The sequence below is a fragment of the Streptococcus mitis genome, assembly GCF_001579045.1.
Classification (GTDB): domain Bacteria; phylum Bacillota; class Bacilli; order Lactobacillales; family Streptococcaceae; genus Streptococcus; species Streptococcus mitis_D.
Map to the genome: position 1 here is coordinate 1 of NZ_KQ970266.1, position 13081 is coordinate 13081.

Here is a 13081-nt window from a genome sequence, read left to right on the forward strand (position 1 = left end):
ATTTTAGCGGGTGTAGTTTAGTGGTAAAACTACAGCCTTCCAAGCTGTTGTCGCGAGTTCGATTCTCGTCACCCGCTTTGAACTTTGTTCTTTGTACCAAGTTTTTGACTTGGGCGCGTAGCTCAGGTGGTTAGAGCGCACGCCTGATAAGCGTGAGGTCGGTGGTTCGAGTCCACTCGTGCCCATAGTGTTTAGTCCATTACTAGGGGATTGGAATATTATCTGTTCACTAAGAGGACACGGGTTTGTTCCCGTATAAACTATTTTGGAGGATTACCCAAGTCCGGCTGAAGGGAACGGTCTTGAAAACCGTCAGGCGTGTAAAAGCGTGCGTGGGTTCGAATCCCACATCCTCCTTTTTATTAACGCGGGATGGAGCAGCTCGGTAGCTCGTCGGGCTCATAACCCGAAGGTCGTAGGTTCAAATCCTGCTCCCGCAATAAGGCTCGGTAGCTCAGTTGGTAGAGCAATGGATTGAAGCTCCATGTGTCGGCGGTTCGATTCCGTCTCGCGCCATTTATATATTTTGGAAGGGTAGCGAAGAGGCTAAACGCGGCGGACTGTAAATCCGCTCCTTCGGGTTCGGGGGTTCGAATCCCTCCCCTTCCATATTACGGGCATAGTTTAAAGGTAGAACTAAGGTCTCCAAAACCTTCAGTGTGGGTTCAATTCCTACTGCCCGTGTTAATAGAATTATGGCGGGTGTGGTGAAGTGGTTAACACACCAGATTGTGGCTCTGGCATGCGTGGGTTCGATCCCCATCACTCGCCTATTTTATATTATTGGGGTATAGCCAAGCGGTAAGGCAAGGGACTTTGACTCCCTCATGCGTTGGTTCGAATCCAGCTACCCCAGTTACTATTTGCCGGCGTGGCGGAATTGGCAGACGCGCTGGACTCAAAATCCAGTGTCCGCAAGGACGTGCCGGTTCGACCCCGGCCGCCGGTATAGTATAGAGTTAGGAACGTTGTTATTCTTCGTTCCTTTTTTATATTAGTTTTGGTATAATTATAGTTATTCAAATTTTATTTAGATTAAGAAAGTGTAGGATAGTATGTCTCGTTCTATCGATTTATTAAAACATCGGTATTTGAAAAATATTAAAGAAAATCCTGAATTATTTGTTGGAATTGAGCTGGAATATCCTGTTGCAAATTTAGAAGGGAATGCAACAGATGTTGAAGTTATAAAAGATTTATTTCATTATTTACTTTCCGCTCTAGATTTTACTGTCGAAAAGGTAGATGATTTTGGCAATCCGATCCAGTTAGTAGATCCGATAAGTCAGGATGCTATTTTGTTTGAAGTTTCCTATACAACGATTGAGTTTGCATTTGGTAAGGCTAAAACGATACAAGAAGTTGAAGAACGTTTTAGTATTTATATGGAAGCAATCCAGAAGAAGTTAGCTGAATCAAATCATGCTATTGTTGGCTGTGGTATCCATCCCAACTGGGATAAAAATGAGAATTGTCCAGTGGCTTATCCACGCTATCAGATGTTGATGGATTATTTGAATTTGAGTAGAAATATTACTAAATCAGATTTACATCATTTCCCTGAATATGGTGCTTTTATCTGTGGGAGTCAGGTTCAGTTGGATGTTTCAAAATTCAATTACTTACGGGTGATCAATGCTTTTACCCAAATTGAAGCGGCTAAGGCTTATTTATTTGCAAACTCTGAGTTTTCGGGTGCGGATTGGGATACGAAAATTTCAAGGGATATTTTCTGGGAAGAATCGATGCATGGTATCTATACAGAGAATGTTGGGGTTAATGCTAGACTCTTTGATGATAAAGATGATTTTTTTGACTATCTAGCTCATTCTGCGATTTTTACTGCAGAACGAGATGGGCAGACCTATTATTTTTATCCGATTCAGGCAAGGGATTATTTGGCTATGCCTGAAATCCAGGCATTTACTCTGAATGGGGATAAGGTTATTATTTACCCCCAAGAGAAGGATTTTGAAACTCATCGTAGTTATCAGTACCAAGATTTAACGACTCGAGGAACAGTTGAGTTTCGTAGTGTGTGTACTCAGCCGCTTGATAGGACTTTTGTTTCTGCAGCCTTTCACTTGGGATTGTTGGTTAATTTAGATAAGTTAGAAGCTTACTTAGAAACAGCACCTTTCTTTAAGAAATTTGGTTGTGATTACAAGTCTTTAAGACGACAATTTTCTAAGAAAAAGCTTACAGATGAGGAAGAAACTACGATTATTGAATTTTCCAAAGACTTACTTCTGTTAGCTGAGGAAGGATTGAAGATGAGAAATAAACAAGAAATGATTTATTTACAGCCTTTGAAAGAAGAATTGGAACTATAATTTCTCTTATAAAGGGAGAATTTTCTGAAAAATCATGATATAATGGAAGAGACTATAGATAAAGGATAGAGAGTAATGACATTAGTTTATCAATCAACGCGTGATGCCAATAATACAGTAACTGCCAGCCAAGCTATTTTGCAAGGTTTGGCGACGGACGGCGGTTTGTTTACACCGCTTACTTATCCAAAGGTAGATTTGGACTTTGACAAATTGAAAGATGCTTCTTATCAGGAAATTGCTAAGTTAGTTTTGTCAGCATTTTTAGATGACTTTACAGCTGAAGAGTTGGACTACTGTATCAACAATGCCTACGATAGTAAATTTGATACTCCATCTATTGCGCCTTTGGTGAAATTAGACGGACAATATAACTTGGAATTGTTCCATGGTTCAACAATTGCCTTTAAGGATATGGCCTTGTCTATCTTACCATACTTTATGACAACAGCTGCTAAGAAACATGGTTTGGAGAATAAGATTGTCATCTTGACAGCGACATCTGGTGATACTGGGAAAGCTGCTATGGCAGGGTTTGCGGATGTTCCTGGTACTGAGATTATCGTCTTTTATCCAAAGGATGGTGTCAGCAAGGTACAAGAGTTGCAAATGACCACTCAGACTGGTGACAATACTCATGTTATCGCTATTGATGGTAACTTTGATGATGCGCAAACTAATGTGAAGCATATGTTTAACGATGTAGCCCTTCGTGAAAAGTTGGCTACCAATAAACTGCAATTTTCATCAGCTAACTCTATGAATATTGGCCGTTTAGTGCCACAGATTGTCTACTATGTGTATGCTTACGCTCAGTTGGTCAAGACTGGTGAGATTGTAGCTGGTGAAAAGGTTAACTTCACAGTACCAACAGGAAACTTTGGAAATATCTTGGCTGCCTTTTATGCTAAGCAAATTGGTCTACCAGTTGGCAAATTAATCTGTGCTTCAAATGACAACAATGTTTTGACTGACTTCTTCAAGACACGTGTTTACGACAAGAAGCGTGAGTTTAAGGTAACAACTAGTCCATCTATGGATATTTTGGTATCTTCAAACTTGGAACGTTTGATTTTCCATCTTTTGGGTAATGATGCTGTTAAGACAGCTGAACTCATGAATGCTTTGAATAGCCAAGGTCAATATGAGTTGACTAATTTTGATGCAGAGATTTTGGACCTCTTTGCAGCTGAATATGCGACTGAGGAAGAAACAGCAGCAGAAATCAAGCGTATCTATGAGTCAGATTCTTATATCGAGGATCCACATACGGCGGTTGCCTCTGCAGTTTATAAGAAATACCAAGCTGCTACTGGCGATGCGACTAAGACAGTGATTGCTTCAACAGCGAGTCCATACAAGTTCCCAGTGGTTGCAGTAGAAGCTGTAACTGGAAAGTCAGGGCTTGGCGACTTTGAAGCTTTGGCTCAATTACATGAAATCTCAGGAGTGGCTGTGCCACCAGCAGTTGATGGCCTTGAAACAGCTCCTGTTCGTCATAAGACAACTGTGACGTCTGCTGACATGCAAGTAGCGGTTGAGGCTTATCTTGGGCTTTAAGACAGAGGGAGTAAACTCGGTTGGGAAACCAACTGAGTTTCTTTTCATCAGGAGGAAGGATTGTTTAAGAAAAATAAAGACATTCTTAATATTGCCTTGCCAGCTATGGGCGAAAACTTTTTGCAGATGCTCATGGGGATGGTGGATAGTTACTTGGTAGCCCACTTGGGCTTGATAGCTATTTCGGGTGTATCAGTAGCTGGCAATATTATTACGATTTATCAGGCGATTTTCATCGCTCTGGGAGCTGCTATTTCCAGTGTTATTTCAAAAAGTTTGGGGCAGAAGGATCAGTCTAAAATAGCTTATCATGTGACCGAGGCCTTGAAGATTACATTATTATTAAGTTTCCTTTTAGGAGCTTTGTCCATCTTCGCTGGGCAAGAAATGATAGGACTTTTGGGGACGGAGAGGGCTGTAGCTGAGAGTGGTGGACTCTACCTATCCTTGGTAGGCGGATCGATTGTTCTTTTGGGCTTGATGACCAGTCTGGGTTCCTTGATTCGTGCAACGCATAATCCACGTCTGCCTCTTTATGTTAGTCTCTTGTCAAATGCTTTGAATATTCTCTTTTCCAGTCTAGCTATTTTTGTACTGGATATGGGGATAGCGGGTGTTGCTTGGGGGACTATTCTGTCTCGTTTGGTTGGTCTTGTGATTTTGTGGTCACAATTAAAACTGCCTTATGCGAAGCCAACTTTTTGTTTAGATAAGGAACTGTTGACCTTGGCTTTACCAGCAGCTGGAGAGCGACTTATGATGCGGGCTGGTGATGTTGTTATCATTGCCTTGGTCGTTTCTTTTGGAACGGAGGCAGTGGCTGGAAATGCAATCGGGGAGGTTTTGACCCAGTTTAACTATATGCCTGCCTTTGGTGTAGCTACGGCAACGGTCATGCTGGTGGCCCGAGCAGTTGGAGAGGATGATTGGAAAAGAGTCGCTAGTTTGAGTAAACAAGCCTTTTGGCTTTCTCTGCTTCTCATGTTGCCCTTGACCTTTAGTATCTATGCCTTAGGGATACCACTGACTCATCTCTATACGACTAATCCGCTAGCGGTGGAGGCTAGTGTTCTAGTGACACTTTTTTCACTACTTGGTACTCCTATGACGATAGGAACAGTCATCTATACAGCAGTCTGGCAGGGTTTGGGCAATGCTCGGCTTCCCTTTTATGCGACAAGTATAGGAATGTGGTGTATCCGCATTGGAACAGGATATCTGATGAGCATTGTTCTTGGTTGGGGCTTGCCTGGTATTTGGACCGGAACCCTTTTGGATAATGGTTTTCGCTGGTTATTTCTACGCTACCGTTACCAGCGTTATATGAGCTTGAAAGGATAGGAAATGCAAAAAACAGCTTTTATTTGGGATTTAGACGGGACTTTATTGGACTCTTACGAAGCAATTTTATCAGGGATTGAGGAGACTTTTGGTCAGTTTTCTATTCCTTATGATAAAGAGAAGGTGAGGGAGTTTATCCTCAAGTATTCTGTGCAGGATTTACTTGTGCAGGTGGCAGAAGATAGAAAACTGGATGTCGAAGTGCTGAATCAAGTGCGCGCCCAAAGTCTGGCTGAGAAGAATGCTCAGGTAGTTTTGATGTCAGGTGCGCGTGAAGTGTTGTCTTGGGCAGACCAAGTAGGAATTCAGCAGTTTATATATACTCATAAGGGGAACAACGCTTTCACCATTCTCAGAGACTTGGGGTTGGAGTCCTATTTCACTGAGATTTTAACCAGTCAGAGTGGTTTTGAGCGGAAGCCAAGTCCAGAAGCGACCATATATCTACTAGACAAGTATCAGCTGAATCCTGAGAAAACTTATTATATAGGGGATCGGACTCTGGATGTGGAATTTGCGCAGAATAGTAAGATTCAAAGTATTAACTTTTTAGAGTCGACTTATGAAGGCAATCACAGGATTCAAGGGTTAGCAGATATTTCCCGTATTTTTGAGGCTGAGCGATAAAAAGATTGTGTCAGTTTTGTGACAGTGACCTAACAAACTATTTCAAGTAACCGAGTTTGTTACAAGGAATAGACAGTTCTGTTAAATAGGCCCGAGAGGGCTTTTTTTCTGCATTTTTTGTGTTATGATAGACAGGTACTCATTTGAAAGGAATTTGAAAGAATGAAGAAAAGAATGTTATTAGCCTCAACAGTAGCCTTGTCATTTGCCCCAGTATTGGCAACGCAAGCAGAAGAAGTTCTTTGGACTGCCCGTAGTGTTGAGCAAATCCAAAATGATTTGACTAAAACGGATAACAAAACAAGTTATACAGTACAGTATGGTGATACCTTGAGCACAATTGCAGAAGCCTTGGGTGTAGATGTCACAGTTCTTGCGAATTTGAATAAAATCACTAATATGGATTTGATTTTCCCAGAAACTGTTTTGACAACGACCGTCAATGAAGCAGAAGAGGTAACGGAAGTTGAAATCCAAACACCTCAAGTGGCTTCTAGTGAAGAAGTGACAACTGCGACAGCAGATTTGACAACCAATCAAGTGACCGTTGATGATCAAACTATTCAGGTTGCAGATCTTTCTCAACCAATTGCAGAAGCGCCAAAAGAAGTAGCATCAAGCTCAGAAGTTACAAAGACAGTGATTGCTTCTGAAGAAGTGGCACCATCTACGGGCACTTCTGTCCCAGAGGAGCAAACAGCCGAAACAACTAGTCCAGTTGAAGAAGCAGTTCCTCAGGCAACGACTCCAGCTGAGAAAGAGGAAACACAAGCAAGCCCTCAAGCTGAATCAGCAGTGGAAGCAACTACAACGCCAGTAGAAGAAAAAGAAGTCTCATTAAATGAAGCTACACCAACAGTTTCTACTTATAAACCAGAAGAGACGAAAATAATTTCAACAACTTACACAGCTCCAGCTGCGCCTGATTATGCTGGATTGGCAGTAGCAAAATCTGAAAATGCAGGCCTTCAACCACAAACGGCTGCCTTTAAAGAAGAAATTGCTAACTTGTTTGGCATCACATCCTTTAGTGGTTACCGTCCAGGGGACAGTGGAGATCACGGAAAAGGTTTGGCTATCGATTTTATGGTGCCAGAAAGCTCAGAACTAGGGGATAAGATTGCGGAATATGCTATTCAAAATATGGCCAGCCGTGGCATTAGTTACATCATCTGGAAACAACGTTTCTATGCTCCATTCGATAGCAAATATGGACCAGCTAATACTTGGAACCCAATGCCAGACCGTGGTAGCGTGACAGAAAACCACTATGACCACGTTCACGTTTCAATGAATGGATAAACCAGATTTGATAATATAATGTTTACGAATGAGATCTAGCTTTCGTGATAGGAAGCGATTCTCGTTCGTTTTTTTGTTTGTCAATGTGAAGGAAGTTACCATCTTGTAATGTTTTAAGCAACATTCTTGCAATCTATTTTACTTTATATTATACTTGATTAATCAACTATTGATAAATCAATAAAAAGGAAGAAGAAATGATAGAGATTCAAGATCTGCTTTATCAACTCCGCTTGTCTGAGCAAGCGAGTACGCAATTGTTTGAAAAAAGACTTGGGATTAGTTTGACAAGGTATCAGATGTTGCTTTTTTTGCTGGAGTATTCTCCTTGTAACCAAATGGCGGTTCAGGAGCGTTTGAAGATTGATCAGGCTGCTTTGACACGACATTTCAAAATTCTGGAAAAGGAAGGTTTGGTGGAGCGTCATCGTAATCCTGAAAATCAGCGAGAAGTGTTGGTAGAGGCTACGAAGTATGCCAAGGAGCAGTTAGTGGTGAATCCGCCTCTGCAGCATATCAAGGTTAAAGAAGAGATGGAAAGTATCTTAACAGAGTCTGAAAGAACAGAACTCAGCCGTTTAGTAAATAAATTGGTTTTGGGTATTGAAAATATAGAAATTTAAGGAGAAATAGATGTCAATTATGACAACCATTTTAGCAACGATTGTTGCTTTGGAGCATTTTTACATTTTTTATTTGGAAAGTATTGCAACGAAATCAGATGCGACTAGTCGTGTCTTTAACATGGACAAGGAAGAACTGGCTCGTCCGTCAGTAAGTTCATTGTTTAAAAATCAAGGGATTTATAATGCTTTGCTAGGTATCTTTCTCTTATATGGGATTTATTTCTCACAGAATTTAGAAATTGTGACTATTTTTGTCCTGTTTGTGATAGGTGCTGCGGCTTATGGCTCTCTCACAGCAGATAAAAAAATTATTTTAAAGCAAGGAGGACCAGCTATTTTGGCCTTGATGAGTATTTTACTCTTTAAATAAACTTTAATGCCGGTCTGATCCTCTCTAGTCCTTTTCAACTCCAGAATAAGGGAAATATGTTATACTTGTCTTTAAGAAAAGTGTTTCATGAAATCATTTGTAAGGAGTTAGAGATGAAAGTATTAGTGACAGGTTTTGAGCCATTTGGAGGGGAAAAGGTTAATCCAGCTTTGGAGGCTGTTAAAGGTTTACCAGCTGAAATCCATGGTGCTGAGGTCCGTTGCCTAGAAGTGCCGACAGTCTTTCACAAATCGGCCCATGTATTGGAGGAAGAGATGAGTCATTATCAACCGGACTTTGTCCTTTGTATCGGCCAAGCAGGTGGAAGATCTAGCTTGACACCTGAACGAGTGGCTATTAATCAAGACGATGCACGCATTCCTGATAATGATGGAAATCAACCGCTTGACCTTCCTATTCGTCCAGATGGTGCTCCGGCCTACTTTAGTAGTTTGCCGATTAAAGCGATGGTCCAAGCTATAAAAAAAGAGGGCTTGCCGGCCTCTGTTTCCAATACGGCAGGGACTTTTGTCTGCAATCATTTGATGTATCAGGCCCTCTATTTGGTAGAAAAGAAATTTCCACATGTTAAGGCAGGTTTTATGCATATTCCTTATATGATGGAACAGGTGGTGAATCGACCTACAACTCCAGCTATGAGTTTAGTGGATATTAGGCGAGGGATAGAAGCAGCAATCGGGGCTATTATCGAACATGGAGATCAGGATCTCAAGTTGGTAGGTGGAGAAACTCATTGATAGAAAAAAAGCTTGAGGGAAAACCTTCAAGCTTTTGGACGTTTTCGAGCCAGTACTGCTCGGTAAAAAATTATTTTATTGATTTGAATGTAGGGTAGGAGTGAGAAACTAGCAATCCCAAAGGTAATCCAATTGAGGAAATACCAAGGAAGGAGTTGTAAGTCTAGGACAAAGCGTTGAAATTTGTAGCCTTTCATCAGGAAACGGCTAGTCTTAAGGATTTGTCCTGGTTTAGCTTGTCCTAAGTCTAGGGTGTCACAGAGGAGAAATTCTACCTGAGAATAGGCATAGTATTGTGGAATATAGAGACTATTTCCGACAATCATCAAGAGGATACTTGCTAGAAAATAGAGACCAAATGTCATGAGGAAACGTTCAGTTTCAACTGACGAGAGATCCAGATTGGGAAATTCAGGATGGATTGCAACGAATTTCTTTGCTAGAAAGCTACTGTAAAAAAGGAGGTAAATCCCAAGCAAACTAGGAATGCTCCATAAGAAGAGATAGAAACGTTTGAGAAGTAGAGTCAAAAAGGTTTGTGAAAAGTGTACTTCGTTAAAGAGAGTAAGACTATTTTTGACGGATAGTTCTGTATCTGGATTCTTGATGAGTTTTAGGGTTGTATAGACTGAACTGGTTAGAAGAATAGCTCCGATAAAGGAGACTAATAGTGGAAAAAGGTAGGCTTGGAATACATGACTAAGTACGCTTAAAAAGGGTTGTTCTAAAACACTCTCGTTGATGCGCTCTAAGGGATTAAGAAAGCCAGACAATATGACCAGCATGCTAGGTAAGAGATAGACGAGAAAGAGGCGGGGATTTTCAGCCTGAAATTGTCTGGCTTGCAGACGAACGGTTTTTAAATCAATTTTTGGGTATTTCATTCTCTCATTATACCATAGTTCTTATACATAGTTCGTGACAGTTCCGGCTTTTTTTGATAAAATCATACAGTATGCCCTTGGGTACAAAGTATGAACTGGGACTGTCTTTCCCAGCTTCGGAGGTAAAAAATGTCAGATTCACCAATCAAATATCGTTTGATTAAGAAAGAAAAACACACAGGAGCTCGTCTGGGAGAAATCATCACTCCCCACGGTACCTTCCCAACACCTATGTTTATGCCAGTTGGGACACAAGCCACTGTCAAAACTCAGTCACCTGAAGAATTGAAGGAGATGGGTTCGGGAATTATCCTATCAAACACTTATCATCTCTGGCTTCGCCCTGGAGATGAACTCATTGCACGCGCTGGTGGTCTCCACAAGTTCATGAATTGGGACCAGCCTATCTTGACAGATAGTGGTGGTTTCCAGGTTTATTCTCTAGCAGATAGCCGAAATATCACAGAAGAAGGAGTAACCTTTAAAAACCATCTAAATGGCTCCAAGATGTTCTTATCCCCAGAAAAAGCCATTTCTATTCAGAATAATCTGGGCTCAGACATCATGATGTCCTTTGACGAATGTCCTCAGTTTTATCAACCTTATGATTACGTTAAGAAATCAATCGAGCGTACCAGCCGTTGGGCTGAGCGTGGTTTGAAGGCTCACCGTCGTCCACATGACCAAGGTTTGTTTGGAATTGTGCAGGGGGCAGGATTTGAAGACCTGCGTCGCCAATCAGCTCACGACCTTGTCAGTATGGACTTCCCAGGCTACTCTATCGGTGGTTTGGCAGTGGGAGAAACCCACGAAGAGATGAATGCTGTCTTGGACTTCACAACCCAACTGCTTCCTGAAAATAAACCTCGTTATCTGATGGGGGTGGGAGCGCCAGATAGCTTGATTGATGGGGTGATTCGTGGGGTGGATATGTTTGACTGTGTCTTGCCGACTCGAATCGCTCGTAATGGGACTTGTATGACCAGTCAAGGTCGTTTGGTTGTCAAAAATGCTCAGTTTGCTGAGGACTTTACGCCACTGGATCCTGAGTGTGATTGCTACACATGTAAGAACTATACACGCGCTTATCTTCGTCACCTGCTCAAGGCTGATGAAACCTTTGGTATCCGCTTGACGAGTTATCACAATCTTTACTTCTTGCTTAACCTGATGAAGCAAGTGCGACAAGCCATTATGGATGACAATCTCTTGGAATTCCGTGAGTATTTTGTGGAAAAATATGGCTATAATAAGTCAGGACGTAATTTCTAAAATGGAATTGATATAAGCTAAAAATCCTAAGTTTTCTCTTAGGATTTTTCTTCTTTTTTTGATAGAATAAAGTGTATAATGAAAGGGAGAATAAACTCGTATGCGCATTAAATGGTTTTCCTTGATTAGGATTACAGGTTTACTACTGGTACTCTTGTATCATTTCTTTCAGACCATCTTTCCTGGAGGATTTTTCGGGGTAGATGTCTTTTTCACATTTTCAGGTTTCCTGATTACAGCTCTACTCATCGAAGAATTTTCTAAAAACTATGAGATTGATTTGATAGGATTTTTTAGGAGACGCTTTTATCGGATTGTGCCACCTGTGGTTTTGATGGTCTTGGTAACCATGCCCTTTACCTTCCTAGTTCGGCAAGATTATGTGGCTGGAATTGGCGGTCAGATTGCGGGTGTCTTAGGCTTTATGACCAACTTCTATGAACTCCTAACAGGTGGGAGTTATGAATCTCAGTTCATTCCTCATTTGTTTGTTCATAATTGGAGCTTGGCTGTTGAGGTTCACTACTATATTCTTTGGGGATTGGCAGTTTGGTTCTTATCCAAACAGGCTAAATCAAATGGTCAGTTGAGGGGAATGGTCTTTCTCTTGTCTGTTGCTGCCTTCTTGATTAGCTTCTTCTCCATGTTTATTGGTAGTTTTTTAGTGACCTCTTATTCCTCTGTTTACTTCTCCAGTTTAACTCATATCTATCCATTCTTTTTGGGAAGTGTGCTAGCAACGATTGTAGGTGTTCGTCAGATAACTTCTTTAGTTAAGCAGTTGGATAAAATCTGGGATTTACGCAAGACCCTTTTAGTTTTTGGAGGAGGTTTTGGCTTCTTACTCATTTTGACCTTCTTTGTCAAATTTACCTATCTCTTTGCCTATCTGATAGGCTTCTTGCTTGCCAGTCTTGCAGCCCTTGTTATGATTTTGGCGGCGCGTGTCTTACATGAAAAGACTCCTAATATACAGGAACCAAAGATTATCAGCTTTTTAGCGGATACTAGCTATGCAGTTTATCTCTTCCATTGGCCTTTCTATATCATTTTCTCACAGTTGACATCAAATCTTCTTGCTGTATTATTAACTTTGATTTTTTCTTATGGATTCGCCAGTCTTTCATTTTATGTATTGGAACCTTGGATTGCAGGCAAGAACACACCTATTATACAAACCCTTCGTCCCTTGCCTTATATTCACGCAATTCTTGCAACAAGTACAGGAATCTTGGCCTTCATTGTCTTCTTAGTGACTTTCTTGGCACCACAAGTGGGAGCGTTTGAGACAGATTTGACTGTCAATGGTTTGAAGCAAGCTGCAACAAATATTGGCCAGACCAAGGTGATGGCAGAACGAGCAGAAGCTGATAGTTTAGGAATTGCTGATGGCACTATGTTAATTGGTGACTCGGTGGCTTTAAGGGCAAATACAGCCCTGCAGACAGCCCTTCCTGGAGCACAGATTAATGCACAAGTTAGCAGAACAACCAAGACTGCCAATGAAATCATGCTCAACAATAGCCAGAATAAATTTCTACCAAAGATGGTGGTTATTGCAACTGGGGTAAATAATCCTGAAAATTACAAGGAAGATTGGGATAGTATCGTAAAAAATCTTCCTAAGGGACACCATATGGTTTTGGTGACTCCTTATGAGGGAGATAAGACAAAAGAGACCTATGCAATCGTTGAGAAGGCGGCTGCCTATATGAGAGAATTGGCAGAGAAGACTCCTTATATCACGATAGCAGATTGGAATCAAGTTGCTAAGGAACATCCAGAGATCTGGACAGGAACAGACCAAGTCCATTTCGGAAGCGACACTAGTAAAATTGAAGCCGGAGCTAAATTGTATGCAGAGACCATTGCTACAGCCTTGCAAGCAGCTCAAGACAAGCCAGTCAAATCAAAATAACTTGTATTAAAAAGAGAAGAGTTGGAGAAATCCAGCTCTTTTAAAATATCTCTAGAAAATAGGTCTATACCATTTACAAATGAATCAGAA

At 41.1% G+C, this 13081-nt stretch carries 11 protein-coding genes and 10 tRNA genes; 20 read left to right on the forward strand and 1 reads right to left on the reverse strand.

Annotation, left to right across the window (positions count from 1 at the left end; genetic code table 11):
- Positions 1–6 precede the first annotated feature (6 nt).
- The 18 genes from SMIDD28_RS10245 to pcp all read left to right on the forward strand — a co-directional run bounded on the left by SMIDD28_RS10245 (position 7) and on the right by pcp (position 8917).
- Positions 7–77 (forward strand) — tRNA-Gly (locus SMIDD28_RS10245).
- 34 nt (positions 78–111) lie between these two features.
- A tRNA-Ile gene (locus SMIDD28_RS10250) sits at positions 112–185 on the forward strand.
- An 82-nt stretch (positions 186–267) separates the two neighbouring features.
- Positions 268–357, forward strand: a tRNA-Ser gene (locus SMIDD28_RS10255).
- 9 nt (positions 358–366) lie between these two features.
- A tRNA-Met gene (locus tag SMIDD28_RS10260) sits at positions 367–440 on the forward strand.
- 3 nt (positions 441–443) lie between these two features.
- A tRNA-Phe gene (locus SMIDD28_RS10265) sits at positions 444–516 on the forward strand.
- A gap of 12 nt (positions 517–528) precedes the next feature.
- Positions 529–609: transfer RNA gene (locus SMIDD28_RS10270), tRNA-Tyr, on the forward strand.
- Positions 610–613: 4 nt separating this feature from the next.
- Positions 614–684: transfer RNA gene (locus SMIDD28_RS10275), tRNA-Trp, on the forward strand.
- Between the two features lie 14 nt (positions 685–698).
- Positions 699–771, forward strand: a tRNA-His gene (locus SMIDD28_RS10280).
- Between the two features lie 13 nt (positions 772–784).
- Positions 785–856: transfer RNA gene (locus tag SMIDD28_RS10285), tRNA-Gln, on the forward strand.
- A 9-nt stretch (positions 857–865) separates the two neighbouring features.
- Positions 866–949, forward strand: a tRNA-Leu gene (locus SMIDD28_RS10290).
- A 106-nt stretch (positions 950–1055) separates the two neighbouring features.
- Complete coding sequence (locus SMIDD28_RS10295; protein WP_061425860.1) at positions 1056–2333, forward strand: glutamate-cysteine ligase family protein; 1278 nt, start codon at positions 1056–1058, stop codon at positions 2331–2333.
- A gap of 75 nt (positions 2334–2408) precedes the next feature.
- Positions 2409–3893, forward strand: coding sequence for a threonine synthase (thrC, locus tag SMIDD28_RS10300; RefSeq protein ID WP_061425861.1), 1485 nt, complete (start codon positions 2409–2411; stop codon positions 3891–3893).
- A 60-nt stretch (positions 3894–3953) separates the two neighbouring features.
- Positions 3954–5234, forward strand: coding sequence for an MATE family efflux transporter (locus SMIDD28_RS10305; RefSeq protein ID WP_061425862.1), 1281 nt, complete (start codon positions 3954–3956; stop codon positions 5232–5234).
- A 3-nt stretch (positions 5235–5237) separates the two neighbouring features.
- Positions 5238–5861 (forward strand): HAD family hydrolase, encoded by a 624-nt coding sequence (locus tag SMIDD28_RS10310; protein WP_061425863.1) that lies wholly within the window; start codon positions 5238–5240, stop codon positions 5859–5861.
- A gap of 162 nt (positions 5862–6023) precedes the next feature.
- Positions 6024–7163 carry a LysM peptidoglycan-binding domain-containing protein gene (locus SMIDD28_RS10315; protein ID WP_061425864.1) on the forward strand — a complete coding sequence of 380 codons (1140 nt, stop codon included), beginning with the start codon at positions 6024–6026 and terminating at the stop codon, positions 7161–7163.
- Positions 7164–7360: 197 nt separating this feature from the next.
- A complete protein-coding gene (locus SMIDD28_RS10320; RefSeq protein ID WP_061425865.1) occupies positions 7361–7786 on the forward strand; it encodes a MarR family winged helix-turn-helix transcriptional regulator in 426 nt (141 codons plus the stop codon).
- A 10-nt stretch (positions 7787–7796) separates the two neighbouring features.
- Positions 7797–8159, forward strand: a complete 363-nt coding sequence (locus SMIDD28_RS10325) for a DUF1304 domain-containing protein (RefSeq protein ID WP_061425866.1) — start codon at positions 7797–7799, stop codon at positions 8157–8159.
- Positions 8160–8272: 113 nt separating this feature from the next.
- Positions 8273–8917 (forward strand): pyroglutamyl-peptidase I, encoded by a 645-nt coding sequence (gene pcp, locus SMIDD28_RS10330; RefSeq protein ID WP_061425867.1) that lies wholly within the window; start codon positions 8273–8275, stop codon positions 8915–8917.
- 26 nt (positions 8918–8943) lie between these two features.
- Here the strand turns inward: pcp and SMIDD28_RS10335 are convergent, their stop codons facing one another.
- Complete coding sequence (locus tag SMIDD28_RS10335) at positions 8944–9801, reverse strand: DUF975 family protein (protein WP_061425868.1); 858 nt, start codon at positions 9799–9801, stop codon at positions 8944–8946.
- A gap of 129 nt (positions 9802–9930) precedes the next feature.
- On the opposite strand from SMIDD28_RS10335, the gene tgt reads away from it, so the two are divergent.
- Positions 9931–11073 carry a tRNA guanosine(34) transglycosylase Tgt gene (tgt, locus tag SMIDD28_RS10340; protein WP_001285237.1) on the forward strand — a complete coding sequence of 381 codons (1143 nt, stop codon included), beginning with the start codon at positions 9931–9933 and terminating at the stop codon, positions 11071–11073.
- Positions 11074–11173: 100 nt separating this feature from the next.
- Entirely contained in the window at positions 11174–12991 is a 1818-nt protein-coding gene (locus tag SMIDD28_RS10345; RefSeq protein WP_061425869.1) for an acyltransferase family protein, read from the forward strand.
- The last annotated feature ends 90 nt before the right edge of the window (positions 12992–13081 follow it).